Here is a 16,740-nt window from a genome sequence, read left to right as displayed (position 1 = left end):
CGAGACAGGTGCGGGAGATTGGCTTCCATGCTGAGAGCGACCCTGATGGAGGGAGGCAGATCTTGAGGGGTAAGCGTTCAGCCCTATTCGTTTCTGTCTGTATGCTACCTTTTGTTGTGGTTGCGGGAGAGAAGGCGCAGGCCGCTCCGGGCAGGGCGGCAAGGGTTCATTCACCAGCACCGGCCAGAACCGCCAATGCAGCGGCAGTGCAGATTCAGCCCGAAGGCATTATTGAAAACATCCGGGTCATGGGAAATACCCGGATCGAGACCAATACCGTGCTGTCCTATATGGTCGTACGGCCGGGTGACCCGTTTACCCAGGATGATCTCGATCGGTCGCTCAAGACCCTGTATGCCACGGGCCTGTTCAAGGACGTCACGCTGCGGCGCGAAGGGCGAGACCTGATTGTCAGGTTGCAGGAAAACCCGATCGTCAACCGCATCGTTTTTGAAGGCAATCATGCCCTCAAGGATGATGACCTGCGCAAGGTGCTTGCCCTCAAGCCCCGTGCCGTGTTCTCGGCTGAAATCACAGGGGATGACCGGCAGCGTATTCTGGACGCCTACGCCCAGAAGGCCCGCTTCTCGGCTGTGGTCACGCCGCAGATCGTCAGGCTGGCGCATAACCGTGTTGATGTGATCTTCAAGGTCAACGAAGGGCCTGAAACCAAGATCCGCAAAATCGCGTTTGTGGGCAACAAGGCCTATACCGAGGCGGCTCTGGCAGGCGTGATTTCCTCCAAGGAATCGGCCTGGTACCACTTCATGTCGTCGTCGGATCAGTATAGCCCTGATCGTATCAAATATGACGCCGAACTGCTGCGCCGCTATTACCTGCGTAACGGGTATGTGGACTTCCAGATCAAGGATGTGAAGGGCGAACTCTCCCCCGATCGCAAGTCCTTCTACGTGACGTTTACGATTGACGAGGGCATACGCTACCGTCTGGGCAAGGTGGATATCCGCTCCAGCCTGCGCCACGTGCCCGCCAAGTCGCTGCGTAAGTATGTCGAGCTGTTCCCCCATCAGTGGTACGACGGCAAGGCCGTGCAGGATAACGCCACGGATATGGAAGAGCAGTTGCAGTCCGATGGTCACCCCTTTGCTCAGGTGCGCCCGACTATTGCCCGCAACCCGGAAAAGCACATTGTCAATCTGCTGTTCGATGTCAGCGAAGGCCCGCGCCATTACATTGAGCGCATTGATATCAACGGGAACACCATTACCCAGGACAAGGTGATCCGCCGCCAGCTTCCTTTTGCTGAAGGCGACCCCTACACACCTAGCTACAAGAAGTATTCCAAGGAAAACGTGCAGGACCTTGGCTTCTTCAAGAGCGTGGATGTTACGGACACCCCCGGTTCCGCACCGGACAGGATGAACGTGGCTGTGGGCGTGGTGGAAAAGCCTACGGGTGAATTCTCGCTTGGTGGCGGGTATTCGACTGACGTGGGCGTTATCGGTAACGTTGGTCTTAAACAGCACAACCTGCTGGGCACCGGGGTCGATGCCGGTATTTCCGGCACGGTGTCGCTGTGGCAGAAGCAGGCCGATATTTCCGTCACGGACCCGGCCTTCATGGGCCGGAACCTGGTGGTCGGTGCCGATATTTTCTATATCGAGAACAATTACCAGACGTACCAGAACTACTCGGAAGGTCGTTACGGTATTACCCTGCGTATGGGGTATTCCTATAACCGCTATCTGTCCCAGTCTTGGAACTACAACCTGGCTCGCCGCTGGGTGGGTGACACCTGGAGCGAATCGTCGTGGTACGTGCTGGACCAGAAGGGCAAGTCCCTGCTGTCCCAGATTGGTACGACGCTTATGTATGACCGGCGTGACAACCGCATGGCCCCACGCAAGGGTTACTATGTGTCCGCTGGTGTTGACTTCGCCGGGCTTGGCGGGGACGAAAAATATGTGCGCGGCAAGATCAACGGTGCGTACTATGTGCCGCTGGATGATCTGACAAACAGCCATAACTGGACATTGGCCTTCCGCGGTGGTGCGGGTTACCTGGGTGACTGGGGCAACGGGCGGCACGATATCATCGATAACTTCTATCTCGGTGGTAACAACCTGCGCGGCTTCCTTGACGGTGGTGCAGGCCCCCGTACCGTGGGTGTGACAGACCATTCCTCCGAAGATCTTATCGGTGGCCGGTTCATGTATAACGCGTCTGTCCAGTTGAACTTCCCGCTGCCATTCCTGACCGATATGGGTGTGGCCGGGCGTGTCTTCTCGGATATGGGTAGCCTTGCCGGTCTGCGCGTCAAGCGCCTGTATACCGATGCCGCAACAGCAGGCAGCCGCTACACCCCTGTCACCGGCGACTCGCTGACTCCGCGCTGGAGTGCCGGTGCCGGTGTGTCCTGGAAAAGCCCATTTGGGCTGCTGAATATCGATCTGGGTGTGCCGATTATGCGCAGTCGTAATGACCGCACGCAGCTTCTTCGCTTTGGTTTCGGTCAGCAATTCTGAGGTAATGATGCGTTTGTGCTCAAAGGCAGCCCTGTTTGGGGCGGTTTTCCTTTCTGTTTCTGGTGCCAGCCTGTCCACCGCCCACGCGGAAAATGGCGGCGGTGGCTGGTTTGTGCCCAAGGCGGCACAGCCTCAGGCGGCTTCGGCTCCGGCTGGCCATGCGGCAGCCCGCCACGCGGTGCCCGCTGCAGTGCCTATGCCCGCTCAGTCGGCCGAAGGGCAGGAAGGCGAACAGGCGCAGCCGGTTCTGCCGCTGCCGCCGATCCCCGGCGCACCCGATATTGCCAAGGAGGCTCCGCCCCCCGCATCGGTGATCGGTGTGATTAGCGTGGGTGGCGTCATGCGCCAGTCCTCCGCTGCGATGCAGGTCGAGCGCGTTCTGGGCAGCCGTCGTGACGAACTGGCGCAGGATGTCCAGAAGGAACAGGCCTCCTGGCGGGATGAGCAGCAGAAGCTGCAGGCACAGGCCAAGTCCCTGACATCGGACCAGATTCAGGGGCGTGAGCGCAGCCTGCAGGCCCGTGTCATGAAGGCCCAGCGCGACTTCCGTAACCGTAACCGGATCATTCAGGAAGCCGCACAGGTTTCGCTGGGTCAGATCGAGCGTGAACTGGTGATGGTGCTGCAGAAAGTGGCCACCGCCCATGGCATGAATCTGGTTCTGCACAGCGAGCAGGTTGCCCTGCATGTTGATGGTCAGGACATCACCAACGAAGTGGCAACCCAGCTCAACAAGACCCTGCCGTCGGTCTTCATTCCCGAGGCCAATGTTGACCCTGAGGAACTGGCCAAGTCCGGCAAGATGCCGACCACAGCTGATGTCGACCCGCAGTTGCCCCGCACTGGCCCGGCACCTGCTGTGGCCCCCGCAGCTGCTGGCGGGCAGAAATAGGCATGACGCCAGGGAAGGGTACGTCCACGGCAGCAGATCCGCGCTTTTTTACATGCGCGGGTCCGTTTGACGGTGCCGCCCTTGCCAGTGCGGCAGGTGCGGAACTGCTGGACCGCAAGGATGGGGGCGTAGCCCCCCAGGGTGGTTACACGAGTATCGCACCATTGCAGGCTGCTGGTGGAACGGATGTCAGCTTTCTTGACAACCGCCGTTATGCGCCGCTGCTGGACGACACGCGTGCGGGGCTGGTTATTGTGGCCCCGGCTTTTGTTGCGCGTGTTCCTTCCCACTGTGCGGCACTCGTCACCGCTACACCTTATCTGGCGTGGTCACGCGTGGCGCGGCTGTTCCACCCCCGGCCTGCGGCTCAGCCGGGAGTACACCCGACCGCCAGCATAGCCCCCACAGCCAAGGTTGATGCCACCGCACAGATCGGTGCATTCGTGGTGGTGGGGGATCGGGCGGAAATCGGGGCGGGTAGCCTTGTGGATGCCCATACCGTTATAGGTGATGGCGTGGTTCTGGGTCAGGACTGCCGTATTGGCAGCCATGTCAGCATCACCCATGCTCTTGTTGGGGACCGCGTGACCATTCTGCCCGGTGCGCGTATCGGGCAGGATGGATTTGGTTTTGCTGTCGGGCCTGCGGGTTTTGAATCGGTGCCCCAGCTTGGACGTGTCCTGCTGGAAGACGATGTCGAGATCGGGGCCAACAGCACGATTGATCGTGGGTCGGTGAATGATACGGTGATCGGTGCCGGGTCGCGGCTCGATAATCTGGTCCAGATCGGTCATAACGCCCGGCTGGGGCGCTGCTGCATTGTGGTGTCACAGGCTGGTATTTCTGGCTCTACCGTGCTGGAAGACTATGTGACAGTTGCCGCGCAGGCTGGTCTTATAGGCCATATCCGTATTGGCACCAAGGCGCGCATTGGCGCGCAGTGTGGTGTTATGTCGGATGTTGAAAGTGGTGCGGATGTTATTGGCAGCCCCGCCATGCCGTTTCGGGAGTTTTTCCGTAACGTGGCGGTCTTGCGCAAGCTGTCGAAAAAAGGGTCTGGGTCGGCTCAGGATGATTCAGGCAAGGCGTGAACACAGGCCGGATTTCAGTCTGGCGTAGAAGGTGGTCTAGGGGACGTGGAGACAAAACAAGAATCGCAGCGGGATGTTCAGACGATCGACCGGATTGACATCACCCGTATCATGCAGGCGATTCCGCACCGGTATCCTTTTTTGCTGATCGACAGGATGGAACATATCGTCCTGGGTGAAGAAGCAACCGGTATCAAGAATGTCTCGGTCAACGAACCGTTCTTTCCGGGGCATTTCCCGGGGCGGCCGGTTATGCCGGGCGTGCTGATTGTGGAAGCCATGGCACAGACGGCCGCAACTCTGGTCGTGCTGACCCTGGGTGAGGCGTTTGAAGGCAAGCTGGTCTATTTCATGACCATCGAAGGCGCGAAATTCCGCCGTCCGGTTGAGCCGGGCGACCAGTTGCGCATTCGTGTTGTCAAGGAACGGCATCGCTCGAATGTCTGGAAATTCCGTGGCGAAGCGCATGTTGACGGCGTCGTGGTGGCGGAAGCCTCCTTCAGCGCCATGATCATGGGCTGACAAGCGCTGGGGGTGGGTGCAACCATCCCTTGTCGCCGCAAGGCAGCCCGACAGGGTGCAACGCCATGCGGCAACAGCGCCAGTGTGCCTGGCAGGCAAGCAGCGGTATAAGGGAACGTACGTGGTGCATGCGGTAGACAAACCCGGGCCAACGGTCATCCACCCCACGGCACTTGTTGCCCCCGGTGCCAGCATTGGCCAGGGTGTGCGCATCGGGCCCTGGTGTTCGGTCGGGCCGGATGTTGTCATTGAAGATAATGTCGAACTGATTTCCCACGTTGTGGTGGACGGGCGCACAAGGCTTGGCGCGGCGTCGCGGTATTTTCCCTTCTGCACTGTCGGCATGGCCCCTCAGGACCTGAAGTACAAGGGCGAGGCCACATCGTGTGAGATCGGGCCACGCACTGTTGTGCGTGAGCATGTCACCATCCATCGTGGCACGGCCACAGGTGCCGGTGTGACCCACGTCGGGGCAGATGGGCTGATCATGGCCAACGCCCATGTTGCGCATGACTGCACCTTGGGCGACCGGGTGATTATTGTGAACAATGTGGTCATGGGCGGGCATGTCAACATCGGGGACGATGCGCGGATCATGGGTTCGGCCGCCATCCACCAGTTTGTCCGGATTGGGCATGCCGCACTGGTTGGCGGTGTTGCCGGGGTTGAGGCCGATGTCATTCCCTATGGCAGCGTGCTGGGCAACCGGGCGCGGCTGATTGGCCTGCATTGGATCTGGCTGCGTCGTAATGGTGTGCAGTCGGATGAAATCCACCGTATGCGCAAGGCGTTCCTGACCCTTTATCCCAAGGATGGGGGGGATGCGCCATTTGCTGCCCGGCTTGAAACCGTGCGGCAGACTTTTGATGACGAGCGGGTGCGTGAAATCCTGCGGTTTATTGACGCCCCGAGCCGTCGCGGTCTTGTCCGCCCAGCACGGTGCGGCGCGGACTGGGCGGATACCGAGGGCGCGTGATGGCTCCGGCAGGGGCTGTCGGCATTCTGGCAGGCGGGGGTATTCTGCCTGCTCGTGTGGCGGAGGCCGCTCACGCCGCTGGTCGGCCGGTGTATATTCTTGGTTTTGAAGGCTTTGCGGAGCCTGACGTGATCGCCCCCTGGCCTCATGATCTGGTGCGGCTGGGGGCTGCGGGGCGTATTCTGGCGCTGTTGCGCGCCCATGGTTGCACGGACCTTGTGCTGATAGGCCCGGTGCGTCGCCCCTCCTTGCGTAGTTTATGTCCCGATGCCGAAGGTGCTCGTATTCTGGCCCGTCTTGGCCGTTCCCTGTTTGCGGGGGATGACGGGTTGCTGGCCAGCCTTGTCCGTATTCTGGGCGAGGAAGGGTTTCAGGTACGCGGGGCGCATGAATTTTTGCAGCAATCGGTTGTCGGGCCGGGGCTGCTGGGGCGTTACGCGCCTGATGCCCAGGCTACGGCAGATATAAGCCACGGGGCCAGGGTTGTGCGGGCCCTGGGGGCTTTGGACATCGGTCAGGGCTGTGTGGTGCAGAACGGTGTGGTGCTGGCTGTGGAAGCCATGGAAGGCACAGACCAGATGCTTGCCCGCGCGGGGCAATGCCGCCAGCCGGGTGAGGGCGGGGTGTTGGTCAAGCTGCTCAAGCCAGGGCAGGAAAAGCGGGCCGACATGCCAACAATCGGGCCAATGACGGTTGAAACCGCAGCCGCCGCAGGGTTGCGGGGCATAGCGTTTGAGGCAGGCCACACGCTGTTAACGGACAGGGCAGCCTGCGTTGCCGCTGCTGACAGGCTGGGCCTGTTCCTGATTGCGGTTACACCTGATCCGTAAAGGCTGGCTGGGTTGTCAGCTTTGTGCCTGAATAACCCATTAACCTTCAGCCATGGAGAGGCTCAGAGATGTCTTCTTTTCTGCACACTATGGTCCGTGTGAAAAACCTTGAGCAGAGTCTGGCTTTCTACAGCCTGCTGGGCCTGCGTGAACTCCGCCGGCGTGAAGTGCCTGCCGGACGCTATACGCTGGTGTTTATCGGGTTTGCTGACAATGCTGCCGGGCAGGCTGAAATCGAACTGACCTATAACTGGGGGCAGGATGATGGCTACGAGGTCGGCACCGGCTTTGGCCATTTTGCATTTGGGGTGCCAGACGTGGCGGCTGTGGTCGAGCGCGTGCGGGCTGGTGGTGGCAAGGTCACGCGGGAGGCTGGGCCTGTACAGTTCGGGACAACCGTGATCGCGTTTGTGGAAGACCCCGATGGCTACAAGGTGGAACTGATCGAACGGGCGGACTGATACAGCCCGCCCCACCGCTTACGGGGTGGTTTGTGCGGGTTTCTGTTTCAGCCTGTCAGTCAGCCTGTCCAGCGTGTTGTTAATGGTCTCCGCCGCCCGGCGCACATCCGGGTCCGGGTTTGTAGCCAGTTGATCTGCCACCAGCATGGCGGGGGAGATAATCCCACGGATATCATGCCGCAGTTTTTTGTCTTCCTGGTTTGCGGGAGGCAACTGCGGGGTCTCTAGTGGGGCGGATGTTGCCTGTGTGGTGCCACGCAGGCCCAGCCACAGGCCCAGTGCCGTTGCCACGGCCAGTGGCAGCAGGGCGGTGGGGAAGGTCAGGCCCAGCAGGCCTGCCAGAATGGCTCCGGCCAGCGGCAGGCAGAAAAGAACCAGGACTGCGCGCAGGGGCATGGATAGTGCTTTCAGTGTCTGTGGTTTCCAGCATGGCGTGGAGTCCGGGTTTTGCGACTCTGCACCGTGCATTGACGTTCCCTTATCTGAACTCTATAAGCCGCTTCTTCAAGAGAGTGGCGCGCAGGTGGCCACTGGCGAAGCATATTCAAAACTGAAGGGAGCGCACAATGAAGCGCACTTATCAACCGTCCCGGCTGGTCCGCAAGCGTCGTCACGGCTTCCGCAGCCGTATGGCCACAGTCGGCGGTCGCCGTATTCTGGGCAACCGTCGCGCCAAGGGCCGCAAGCGTCTGTCCGCCTGAGTCAGCGTCTGATGGACGGCTCTGAAGGTCAGGAGCAAGGTGCCAGCGCGCCTGTCCGGTCCCAGCGGATAAAGAAGAGGAAGGAATTTCTCTTTCTTGCATCCAAGGGTCGGAAAGCGCCGGTTCCGGGGCTTGTCCTTCAGCTTGTCCAGCGGCAGGACATGGATGTCGCGCGGGTCGGTTTCACGGTTACCAAGAAAGTTGGGAATGCCGTGGTGCGGAACCGCGTGCGGCGCAGACTGCGCGAAGTTGTCCGCAGTGTTGAAGCCGATACATCGCTTAACGGCCTGGACCTTGTCCTTATAGGCCGTGCTGCCACTCGGGAGCGCTCCTTTGCAGCGCTCGTGGCTGATTTCCGTAAAGCGCTGAAGCTGTGCCAGAAGGATGCCCGACCATCCTGACCTGTTGCGGCCATGGTCTTTCCCACAGCGGGAGGTACTGGGGCCGGGAGGTGATGCCGGGTATGGTGGCGCGAGTATTCCATTCTAGAGTGTGCAGGGGGCCGACAGGCCAGGGCTTATGGATATAAGACGTGTAATACTGGCAACGGTGCTGTCCGCATTTGTGCTGATCGGGTTTGACTATTTTTTCCCGCAGAGCCAGCCTTCGCCCACGCCCCAGGCCAGCCTGAGTGCGCAAACCAATCCTGCCCCGGCAGCAGGCCCTGCGGCGGCTGCCCCGGTCGGGCCTGCACCTGTGGTGGATGGGCCAGAAGCCCGCCTGGCCATTAATGCGCCTTCCGTGCAGGGGACCATCAACCTGCGTGGTGCCCGGCTGGATGATCTGGTGCTCAAGCACTACCGTGAGACCGTGCAGCCCAACAGCCCGGATGTGCGCGTGCTCAGCCCGGCAGGCACCCCCCACCCCGATTATGTTGATTTTGGCTGGCGCGCCGCCGCAGGCACGCAGGTGCGCCTGCCTGATGCCCAGACACTGTGGACAGCCACAGGCACAACGCTTGATGTTGGCCACCCGCTGACACTGAACTGGGACAACGGACAGGGTCTGACGTTTGAACTGCGCCTTGCGGTGGATGATGACTTCATGTTCACCGTCACGCAGCAGGTGCACAATGCCACAGGCCAGCCGGTGGTGCTGTATCCGTTCTATCGGGTTAACCGGGGCTACACCCCGGAGGAAACAGGCGGCATGCTGGTGCATGAAGGCCCGATTTCCGTCGTGGACGACCGCCTGAACGAAGGCTCATACAAAGCCATGCGCACCAGCGGCGTGCCGCCGGAGGATGTGTCCTGGAGCCATCAGGGCAAAGGTGGCTGGGCCGGTATTACCGACAAATACTGGCTGATGGCGGTTGTGCCCGATCAGTCCAGTTCTGTCGTAGGGGCCTATTCGTGGGAGCCTGCGCACGGTGTCTATCAGGTCGGCTTTACCGCAGCTTCCCCTTTGCAGGTTGATGCTGGCCAGACCCAGAGCACCGAGGCTCATGTGTTTGCCGGTGCGAAGGAAGTCCGCCTGCTCGACCATTACGAGCAGACCCTGCATATTCCCATGTTCTGGAAAGCGGTGGACTTCGGCTGGCTGTCCTTCCTGACCCGTCCTGTGTTTTTTGTGCTGGACTGGCTGAACGAAAAGCTGGGCAGCTTTGGTCTGGCCCTGCTGACCTTTACCGTGATCGTGAAGGTGCTCTTCCTGCCGCTGACCATCAAGCAGATGCGCATGACGTGGAAGATGGCGCGCCTGAAGCCGCAGGTCGACACGCTGCGGGCACGGCACAAGGACAATCCCATGGTCATGCAGCAGCAGATCATGGCCCTGTACCGTAACGAGAAGGTCAGTATGTTTGGCGGCTTCCTGCCGTTGCTGATCCAGGCTCCGGTCTTCTGGTGTCTCTACAAGGACCTGTATGTCACCATTGAAATGCGGCATGCCCCGTTCATTGGCTGGATCAAGGATCTGTCGGCGCCTGACCCGACCAACGTGTTCAACCTGTTTGGTCTGATCCCGTTTGACCCCGCGCATGTTCTGCCGTTCCTGGCGCTGGGGGCATGGCCCATCATTTACGGTGCAACCCTGTTCCTGATGCAGAAGATCAGCGCTAGCTCCACCAACATGGACCCCGCGCAGCAGAAGGTCATGGCGTTTATTCCGCTGTTGTTCACCTTCTTCATGGCGCATCAGCCGGTGGGTCTGGTGATCTACTACTGCTGGAGCAACATCCTGACCGCTCTGCAACAGGTGCTGATTATCGGCCGCCTGAAAGCGGCTGACGCCAAGCCGCAACTGGTCAAAAAAGTATGACGGGCACCCCTATGGAAGTCTTTCGCGACCTGAAGGATGAAGCCGAAATCGCCGCCGCCCTGGAGGAAGGGCGGCGGCTTTTTGCCGGTGAGTGCGAATTTATTTTCGGCGCGCAGAAACTGGGTCAGCTTCCCCCCCAGACGCTGCCCGAAATTGCTTTTGCCGGGCGCTCCAACGTCGGCAAGTCCAGTCTGGTCAATGCCCTGACGGGGCGGCGGACACTGGCGCGGGCCTCCTCCGAGCCGGGGCGCACACGCCAGCTTAACTTTTTCAACCTGGCGAACAGGCTCATGCTGGTGGACATGCCCGGCTATGGCTACGCCCGGGTTGCCAGAAGCGTTAAGGAAGACTGGCAGGACATGATGTTTGACTACCTGCGTGGGCGCCCAGTTCTGCGCCGGGTGGTTGTTCTGCTAGACGCCCGTATCGAACTGAAAGCGCATGACAAGGAGGTTATGGAACTTCTGGATCGTGCGGCTGTCAGTTTTCAGGTGGTGCTGACCAAGTGTGATGATGTCGCCCCCACCAAACTTGCGCGCAAACAGGCTGAGGTCGAGGCGGAAATCCGCACCCACCCCGCAGCCTACCCCCATCTGTCGCTGACCAGCAGCCAGACAGGACTGGGGATTGAAGCCCTGCGCGCAGACCTTGCGGAATTTGCCCAGCCACGGGCAGTGTGACGGACAGAACAGAGCAGGATCAAGCCGAGCATGACAGAAACACGTGGGGCGTCTTCAGGCCTTCATCTTGATGCGGCGCAGGAAGCCGCCGTTCTTGCGGGTGCTCTGCCCTATCTGCGGCGCTATGCGGGCGACACCATTGTGGTCAAGTATGGCGGACACGCCATGGGCAATGCCAGCCTGGCCAAAACCTTCGGGCGCGACATTGCGCTGCTGAAGCTGGTTGGCATCAACCCCGTTGTCGTGCACGGCGGTGGGCCGCAGATCAACCAGATGCTCAAGCGGCTGGATATTCCCTCAACCTTTGTTGATGGCCTGCGCGTGACTGACGCCGATATGGTGGACGTGATCGAGATGGTGCTGGCCGGGTCCGTCAACAAGGAAGTGGCAGAGCTCATTAATCAGGCCGGGGCGCTGGCGGTTGGTATTTCTGGCAAGGACGGCCAGATGATCACCGCACGCAAGGTCCGCCGCACGGTGCGTGATACGGACAGCCAGATCGAGCGCGTGCTGGACCTGGGCTTTGTGGGCGAACCCGTCAAGGTGGACCCGCGCGTCATCTATGCGCTTTCGGGCTCCGGGCTGATCCCGGTCATCGCCCCGGTTGGTCTGGGTGAGGACGGCGCGACCTATAACATCAATGCCGATACAGCCGCGGGTGCAGTCGCAGGCGCGGTGCATGCCACACGTCTGCTGATGCTGACTGATGTGCCCGGTGTGCTGGATGCCAACGGGGAGCTCATCTCCGAGCTGACAGCCTCCCAGGCCCGGCAGGCCATTGCTGATGGTGTCATTACCGGGGGGATGATCCCCAAGGTTGAAACTTGTATTGAAGCGGTACAGGCCGGGGCGCGGGCAGCGGTGATTATTGATGGCCGTATCCCCCACGCCTGCCTGCTGGAACTGTTTACCACATCTGGCTCCGGCACTCTTATCCGCGCGGAATAAGCCGCCCCTGCAACGGGGGTGGTGGTGTGGGTGCGTTGACAGGCTGGGAGTCTGTCCGCATCCTCGCTTCCTTTTTCATGCAGCCGGGTGGCCCTGTCAGAGCCAGCCGCTGCGTTCATGCTTGCTGACGGTGTATTCATGACAGACGAAACTCTTCGCGCTCATATCGAAACCCTCTGGGAAAGCCGCGATCGCATTTCCTCCGCCACGACCGGCGCAGACCGCGATGCGATTGAAAATGCGCTGGCAGCGCTGGACGCAGGCCGCCTGCGCGTGGCCGCCCCGCAGGATGGCGGCTGGGTTGTGCACGAATGGCTGAAAAAGGCGGTTCTGCTGTCCTTCCGTCTGAATGACAGCATTGTCATGCCCGGTGGCGCTGCGGGCGCTCCGGCGTATGACAAGGTGCCGCTGAAGTTTGAAGGCTGGGATCAGGCCCGCTTTGATGCCGCTGGTTTTCGGGTTGTGCCGGGTGCTGTTGTCCGTCGCTCGGCCTTTATTGCGTCCGGCGCGGTGCTGATGCCCAGCTTTGTCAACGTAGGCGCCCATGTGGGCAGCGGCACCATGGTGGATACCTGGGCCACGGTGGGTAGCTGCGCCCAGATCGGCCGCAACTGCCATATCAGCGGTGGTGCAGGCATTGGTGGCGTGCTGGAGCCGTTGCAGGCTGCCCCGGTTATTATCGAGGACGACTGCTTTATCGGTGCGCGTTCCGAAGTGGCGGAAGGTGTGATTGTGGAGCGCGGGTCCGTGCTGTCCATGGGTGTGTTCCTTGGGGCTTCCACCAAGATCGTGGACCGTGCAACGGGCGAGATCTACATGGGCCGCGTGCCTGCGTATTCGGTGGTCGTGCCCGGCACGCTGCCGTCTTCCAACCCGGTTGGCCCGGATGGCCGCCCCAACCCCGCACTGGCCTGCGCCGTCATCGTGAAGCGGGTTGACGAGCGCACCCGCTCCAAGACCTCCATCAACGAACTGCTGCGCGACTGATCATACGCGGCAGAGCAGGCGGAGAAAGACCATGGGCACCACGTCCACCGGTAAGCCGGTCATGCAGACCCTGACAGACCCGGTGGCGGTTGCGCGTGCGCTTATCCGCCAGCCTTCGGTAACACCTGACCCCGGCGGCTGCCAGCAGCTGCTGGGGGATATGCTAGCACAGCTTGGCTTTGCGGTAACGCATCTGCCATTTGGGGAAGGGGCAGAGCGCACCCCCAACCTGTTTGCCCGTCTTGGTGGGCAGGGCCCCCATATCTGCTACGCGGGCCATACCGACGTTGTGCCCCCCGGCGCGGAGGAAGACTGGCGCTTCCCCCCCTATGCGGCCGAGTGTGTGGATGGCGTGCTGTATGGCCGGGGTGCCTGCGACATGAAAGGTGGCATTGCCGCCTTTGTGGCTGCCGTGGCCCGGCGCGTGGCGCAGGGCGCTGCGCTGGATGGGTCCATCAGCTTCCTGATCACAGGGGATGAGGAAGGCCCAGCGACCTACGGCACCCGCAAGGTGCTGGAATGGATGCAGGCACAAGACCAGGTGCCAGACTACTGTCTGGTGGGGGAACCCACAAACCCCAAGGTTCTGGGTGACATGGTCAAGGTTGGCCGCCGTGGCAGCCTGAATGCCAGAATTATCGTGCAGGGGACGCAGGGCCATGTGGCCTATCCCCACCGGGCTGACAATCCCGTCCACCGGCTGCTGACTGTGCTGGAAGCCCTGCGGGCAACACCATTGGATAATGGCACGCAGTATTTTGAACCTTCCAGCCTACAGGTGACCAGTCTGGATGTCGGTAACGGCGCGACCAATGTCATTCCCGCCCAGGCGGAAGCCCGCCTGAATATTCGTTTTAATGACCTGCATACAGGTGCCGCCCTGCAAGGCTGGCTGGAAACGGTCTGCCGCCAGCATGCCCCCCGCGCGCGGGTGGAGGTGCAGGTGAGTGGGGAATCCTTCCTGACCGCACCGGGTGAGGAAACACACCAGCTTGTGCAGGCCATCAAACAGGTGACCGGGCGTGAGCCTTGCCTGGACACGGGCGGTGGCACATCGGATGCCCGGTTTATTGCCCAGTATTGCCCGGTTTCCGAATTTGGGCTGGTTGGTGCCAGTATTCATCAGGTCGATGAGCATGTTGCCCTGACGGATCTGGAAGATCTGGCGCGGATTTACGAAACCTTTCTGAAAGGGGTGGGCGTGTGATTCCCGATACAGGCAGGCCGAACGCCGCACGGCGTATTTTGCAAGGTATGCTGTTACTGGCTGCTGGCCGCCGCGAAGGGCTGGCCTGCTTTGAAAGCTCGACAGACGCCTTTGGTGCGGCACTGGCCCCGCAACTGGCGTTTTTGTTGGTGGAGGGGATTCAGCTTTTCCTTCAGCCAGGCAAGGTGGTGGCTGCGGTCAAGCTGCTTTTGTCCTTCTGCGTGATGCTGCTGCCTGCTGTTGTGTCCCAGTTTTATGCCGCCCGCTGGGGGCGGGGTGCCTTGTGGTTGCGGTACATCACGGCGGCAACCTGGTGTAACTGGATCGTGGTGCTGGTTTCGCTGTTCTGCACGCTTCTGGCATCCCTGCTGTTCCCAGCCCTTGTCAGCCAGCCCGGTTTTATGGGGGCCATCGTGTTTGCCGCCGCCGTGTATGAAATGTGGTTGCAGTGGTTTGTGGCGCGTTCGGGGCTGGCTATCAGTGGTGGCCGGGCTGCTCTGCTGTATGTCACGGTGCTGCTGGTAAGCCTGCTGCTGTATGGAGCAGCCGCGTTGCTACCCCCGCATTATATGGTGCTGGGGGATATTCTCCAGCCCATGATTGCGCTCAAGAATAGCTGAACTGCTGTCAGGCAGGGCCATTGAGTGCCCTGTTTCTTCACCACTATGCTTTAGCCTTGGGCGGCACCCAGCTTTCACAAATGATGTTGCTCAGGGCAGGGGGCTGTGGCTCGGGCTCTGGGCAAAGGTGGCAGAGCCACGACCGTTGGTATCAGCGGTCTGTTGCCCCGGATGCCAGTCGTCATAGCCTTTGCACCAAGGCTATTTTGTCTCATATCCAGCGTCAGCCTTGGATGTTTGCTGTCGGCTCTGTCTTGCAAAAAGGGTCGGGGTCGTAACCTACGCCGCTCAGGTAGAGCCCTTCAGGCGGGGCGGTCGGGCCTGCGGCACTGCGGTTACAGGCTGCCAGGGCGGCGGCCACGCGGTCTGGTTCCCACTGGCCCGTACCCACCTGCTTGAGCGTGCCAACCATGTTGCGGACCTGATGGTGCAGGAAGGAGCGTGCCTTGGCGGTAATAAGCACTTCATCATCCTGCCGGGTTATGTCCAGCACATCCAACGTACGCATTGGGCTGCGGGCCTGACAGGCCACCGCCCGGAATGATGTAAAGTCGTGCAGGCCAATCAGGTGCGCGGCAGCGTCCTGCATGCGGGCAATATCCAGCGGGGAGCGGACATGCCACACATGGCCAGCCGCAAGGGCGGGGCGTGCCCGGCGGTTGAGAATACGGTAGCGGTAAGACCGCCACGTGGCGGAAAACCGGGCACTCCAGTCCAGACTGACGGGGGCTGCATCCAGCACGACCACGGCATGGGGCTTGAGGTGAAAGCCAAGCCCTTCGCGCATGCTATGGGCTGTAAAAAAACTGTCGACAGGAAAATCCAGATGCGCGACCTGGGCTAGAGCATGCACTCCGGCATCTGTGCGACCTGCGGTAATACTGCTGACAGGTCGTCCACCCGCCAGCCGGGCGGCAGCCTGTTCCAAAAGCCCCTGCACGGACAGGCCGCTGGCCTGACTCTGCCAACCAACCAGTCCGTTGCCATCGTATTCAATTTTGACAGCCCAGCGCTGGCAGGGGGCGGGATCAGTCATGCGGGGTGCCCAGATGGGTGCCTGCAGGCAGGGGCTGGCCACGCAGAAAAGCCTCGGCCTCCATCATGCCTTTGCCGGGGCGTTGCAGGCGGGTCAGGCGGATGGTGCCATCACCACAGGCAACGCTTAGCCTGTCATCCACAATGGTGCCGGGGTCTGCACTGGCAGGCATGTCCGGGTCAGGCTGGGCGGCCCCTATTTTCAGCACGGTGCCATCTGCCAGAGTGGTGAATGTGCCGGGCCACGGGGTCAGGGCGCGTATGCGGCGGTCTATCGCATCGGCACTTTGCTGCCAGTCAATGCGGCCATCATCGCGGGTCAGGCGGGGGGCGTAGGTCACGCCATCCTCTGGCTGCGGGTGGGGTGTGGGCAAGCGCGCAGGGGTGTGCGCCAGAATACGCACCACCATGGATGCCCCAAGGGCGCTGAGTGTGTCGTGCAGGGTGCTGGCTGTTGTCTGCGGTGTCAGTGGTACGGCCTCGCGCAGCAGCATGGGGCCGGTGTCCAGCCCGGCTTCCATCTGCATGATGGTGACACCACTTTGGGTATCTCCGGCAAGAATGGCGCTCTGGACGGGGGATGCTCCGCGCCAGCGCGGCAACAGGCTGGCGTGGATGTTCAGGCAGCCAAGCCGGGGGGCATCCAGCATGGGCTGGGGCAGGATCAGCCCATACGCGGCCACAATGGCGACATCGGCATTAAGGTCGGCAAAAGCCTGCCATTCCTCCGGCTTGTTGCGGAGCGAGACAGGATGGCGGACACACAGGCCCAGGGCCTCGGCGGCCTGCTGCACAGGCGAGGGCCGCAGTGCTTTGCCACGTCCGGCCGGGCGGGGGGGTTGGGAGTAAACGGCCACAATCTCATGTCCGGCCTCGTGCAGCGCGTGCAGGGCGGGGACGGAAAAATCGGGTGTTCCCATAAAGACAAGGCGCATGGTCATGGCTCCCGCCTGCCGTGCTGTCCGCATGCCGGGGGCGTGGAAAAGCGCGGGCGTGGTTGATGCTGTGCGCCCCCACCCATGGGCAGGGCCGGGGGCTGGGGCAG

Annotated in this window: 18 protein-coding genes; 15 read left to right on the top strand and 3 right to left on the bottom strand. The window is 61.3% G+C overall.

Annotated features, from left to right (window positions below; all coding sequences use genetic code 11):
* Window positions 1–17: 17 nt before the first annotated feature.
* The 7 genes from bamA (at window position 18) to gloA (ending at window position 7,258) form a co-directional block, all read left to right on the top strand.
* The gene (gene bamA, locus FLP30_RS01830) at window positions 18–2,486 is read left to right on the top strand and encodes an outer membrane protein assembly factor BamA (protein ID WP_210419333.1); all 2,469 of its coding nucleotides are present in this window, start codon (window positions 18–20) and stop codon (window positions 2,484–2,486) included.
* A 4-nt stretch (window positions 2,487–2,490) separates the two neighbouring features.
* Window positions 2,491–3,378 carry an OmpH family outer membrane protein gene (locus FLP30_RS01825; protein ID WP_149278083.1) on the top strand — a complete coding sequence of 296 codons (888 nt, stop codon included), beginning with the start codon at window positions 2,491–2,493 and terminating at the stop codon, window positions 3,376–3,378.
* Between the two features lie 2 nt (window positions 3,379–3,380).
* Window positions 3,381–4,469 carry a UDP-3-O-(3-hydroxymyristoyl)glucosamine N-acyltransferase gene (gene lpxD / locus FLP30_RS01820; protein ID WP_149278082.1) on the top strand — a complete coding sequence of 363 codons (1,089 nt, stop codon included), beginning with the start codon at window positions 3,381–3,383 and terminating at the stop codon, window positions 4,467–4,469.
* 84 nt (window positions 4,470–4,553) lie between these two features.
* A complete protein-coding gene (fabZ, locus tag FLP30_RS01815) occupies window positions 4,554–4,991 on the top strand; it encodes a 3-hydroxyacyl-ACP dehydratase FabZ (protein WP_338028491.1) in 438 nt (145 codons plus the stop codon).
* Between the two features lie 124 nt (window positions 4,992–5,115).
* Entirely contained in the window at window positions 5,116–5,967 is an 852-nt protein-coding gene (gene lpxA / locus FLP30_RS01810; protein ID WP_149280161.1) for an acyl-ACP--UDP-N-acetylglucosamine O-acyltransferase, read from the top strand.
* Window positions 5,967–6,797: an LpxI family protein gene (locus FLP30_RS01805; RefSeq protein WP_149280160.1), complete on the top strand. Its 831-nt coding sequence runs from the start codon at window positions 5,967–5,969 to the stop codon at window positions 6,795–6,797. Before lpxA ends, FLP30_RS01805 begins: the two co-directional genes overlap by 1 nt.
* A 68-nt stretch (window positions 6,798–6,865) precedes the next feature.
* Complete coding sequence (gloA, locus tag FLP30_RS01800; RefSeq protein ID WP_149278080.1) at window positions 6,866–7,258, top strand: lactoylglutathione lyase; 393 nt, start codon at window positions 6,866–6,868, stop codon at window positions 7,256–7,258.
* A gap of 18 nt (window positions 7,259–7,276) precedes the next feature.
* On the opposite strand, the gene FLP30_RS01795 is transcribed toward gloA, so the two are convergent.
* Window positions 7,277–7,654, bottom strand: a complete 378-nt coding sequence (locus FLP30_RS01795; RefSeq protein WP_149278079.1) for a SoxR reducing system RseC family protein — start codon at window positions 7,652–7,654, stop codon at window positions 7,277–7,279.
* Window positions 7,655–7,824: 170 nt separating this feature from the next.
* Between FLP30_RS01795 and rpmH the strand changes: the two genes are divergently transcribed.
* The 8 genes from rpmH to FLP30_RS01755 all read left to right on the top strand — a co-directional run bounded on the left by rpmH (window position 7,825) and on the right by FLP30_RS01755 (window position 14,660).
* Window positions 7,825–7,959, top strand: coding sequence for a 50S ribosomal protein L34 (gene rpmH, locus FLP30_RS01790; RefSeq protein WP_149278078.1), 135 nt, complete (start codon window positions 7,825–7,827; stop codon window positions 7,957–7,959).
* A gap of 11 nt (window positions 7,960–7,970) precedes the next feature.
* Window positions 7,971–8,360: a ribonuclease P protein component gene (rnpA, locus tag FLP30_RS01785; protein WP_149278077.1), complete on the top strand. Its 390-nt coding sequence runs from the start codon at window positions 7,971–7,973 to the stop codon at window positions 8,358–8,360.
* Window positions 8,361–8,478: 118 nt separating this feature from the next.
* Entirely contained in the window at window positions 8,479–10,218 is a 1,740-nt protein-coding gene (yidC, locus tag FLP30_RS01780) for a membrane protein insertase YidC (RefSeq protein WP_149278076.1), read from the top strand.
* Window positions 10,219–10,229: 11 nt separating this feature from the next.
* Window positions 10,230–10,898, top strand: coding sequence for a ribosome biogenesis GTP-binding protein YihA/YsxC (gene yihA, locus FLP30_RS01775; RefSeq protein WP_149280159.1), 669 nt, complete (start codon window positions 10,230–10,232; stop codon window positions 10,896–10,898).
* Between the two features lie 30 nt (window positions 10,899–10,928).
* Window positions 10,929–11,846, top strand: a complete 918-nt coding sequence (gene argB / locus FLP30_RS01770; RefSeq protein ID WP_149278075.1) for an acetylglutamate kinase — start codon at window positions 10,929–10,931, stop codon at window positions 11,844–11,846.
* Window positions 11,847–11,984: 138 nt separating this feature from the next.
* Window positions 11,985–12,833 (top strand): 2,3,4,5-tetrahydropyridine-2,6-dicarboxylate N-succinyltransferase, encoded by an 849-nt coding sequence (gene dapD, locus FLP30_RS01765; protein WP_149278074.1) that lies wholly within the window; start codon window positions 11,985–11,987, stop codon window positions 12,831–12,833.
* A gap of 31 nt (window positions 12,834–12,864) precedes the next feature.
* Window positions 12,865–14,040 (top strand): succinyl-diaminopimelate desuccinylase, encoded by a 1,176-nt coding sequence (gene dapE, locus FLP30_RS01760; protein ID WP_210419294.1) that lies wholly within the window; start codon window positions 12,865–12,867, stop codon window positions 14,038–14,040.
* Complete coding sequence (locus tag FLP30_RS01755; RefSeq protein WP_149278073.1) at window positions 14,037–14,660, top strand: hypothetical protein; 624 nt, start codon at window positions 14,037–14,039, stop codon at window positions 14,658–14,660. Before dapE ends, FLP30_RS01755 begins: the two co-directional genes overlap by 4 nt.
* Before the next feature lie 223 nt (window positions 14,661–14,883).
* Here FLP30_RS01755 and truA read toward each other — a convergent pair whose 3' ends face one another.
* Entirely contained in the window at window positions 14,884–15,696 is an 813-nt protein-coding gene (gene truA / locus FLP30_RS01750; RefSeq protein ID WP_149278072.1) for a tRNA pseudouridine(38-40) synthase TruA, read from the bottom strand.
* Window positions 15,689–16,630: a methionyl-tRNA formyltransferase gene (gene fmt / locus FLP30_RS01745; protein ID WP_149280157.1), complete on the bottom strand. Its 942-nt coding sequence runs from the start codon at window positions 16,628–16,630 to the stop codon at window positions 15,689–15,691. The genes truA and fmt overlap by 8 nt, the downstream gene beginning before the upstream one ends.
* Between the last annotated feature and the right edge of the window lie 110 nt (window positions 16,631–16,740).

This window comes from Acetobacter vaccinii, from assembly GCF_008365315.1.
Taxonomy (GTDB): Bacteria; Pseudomonadota; Alphaproteobacteria; order Acetobacterales; family Acetobacteraceae; genus Acetobacter; species Acetobacter vaccinii.
The sequence above is the reverse complement of the archived record's forward strand: the minus strand, read 5'-3'. Positions and strand labels throughout refer to the sequence as shown.

Bases quoted from the DNA above. Each gene is read 5' to 3' on its own strand.
- FLP30_RS01825 (WP_149278083.1), top strand. From the start codon at position 2,491: ATGATGCGTTTGTGCTCAAAGGCAGCCCTGTTTGGGGCGGTTTTCCTT.
- lpxD (WP_149278082.1), top strand. From the start codon at position 3,381: ATGACGCCAGGGAAGGGTACGTCCACGGCAGCAGATCCGCGCTTTTTT.
- FLP30_RS01805 (WP_149280160.1), top strand. From the start codon at position 5,967: ATGGCTCCGGCAGGGGCTGTCGGCATTCTGGCAGGCGGGGGTATTCTG.
- gloA (WP_149278080.1), top strand. From the start codon at position 6,866: ATGTCTTCTTTTCTGCACACTATGGTCCGTGTGAAAAACCTTGAGCAG.
- FLP30_RS01795 (WP_149278079.1), bottom strand. From the start codon at position 7,654: ATGCCCCTGCGCGCAGTCCTGGTTCTTTTCTGCCTGCCGCTGGCCGGA.
- rpmH (WP_149278078.1), top strand. From the start codon at position 7,825: ATGAAGCGCACTTATCAACCGTCCCGGCTGGTCCGCAAGCGTCGTCAC.
- rnpA (WP_149278077.1), top strand. From the start codon at position 7,971: ATGGACGGCTCTGAAGGTCAGGAGCAAGGTGCCAGCGCGCCTGTCCGG.
- yidC (WP_149278076.1), top strand. From the start codon at position 8,479: ATGGATATAAGACGTGTAATACTGGCAACGGTGCTGTCCGCATTTGTG.
- yihA (WP_149280159.1), top strand. From the start codon at position 10,230: ATGGAAGTCTTTCGCGACCTGAAGGATGAAGCCGAAATCGCCGCCGCC.
- argB (WP_149278075.1), top strand. From the start codon at position 10,929: ATGACAGAAACACGTGGGGCGTCTTCAGGCCTTCATCTTGATGCGGCG.
- dapD (WP_149278074.1), top strand. From the start codon at position 11,985: ATGACAGACGAAACTCTTCGCGCTCATATCGAAACCCTCTGGGAAAGC.
- dapE (WP_210419294.1), top strand. From the start codon at position 12,865: ATGGGCACCACGTCCACCGGTAAGCCGGTCATGCAGACCCTGACAGAC.
- truA (WP_149278072.1), bottom strand. From the start codon at position 15,696: ATGACTGATCCCGCCCCCTGCCAGCGCTGGGCTGTCAAAATTGAATAC.
- fmt (WP_149280157.1), bottom strand. From the start codon at position 16,630: ATGCGCCTTGTCTTTATGGGAACACCCGATTTTTCCGTCCCCGCCCTG.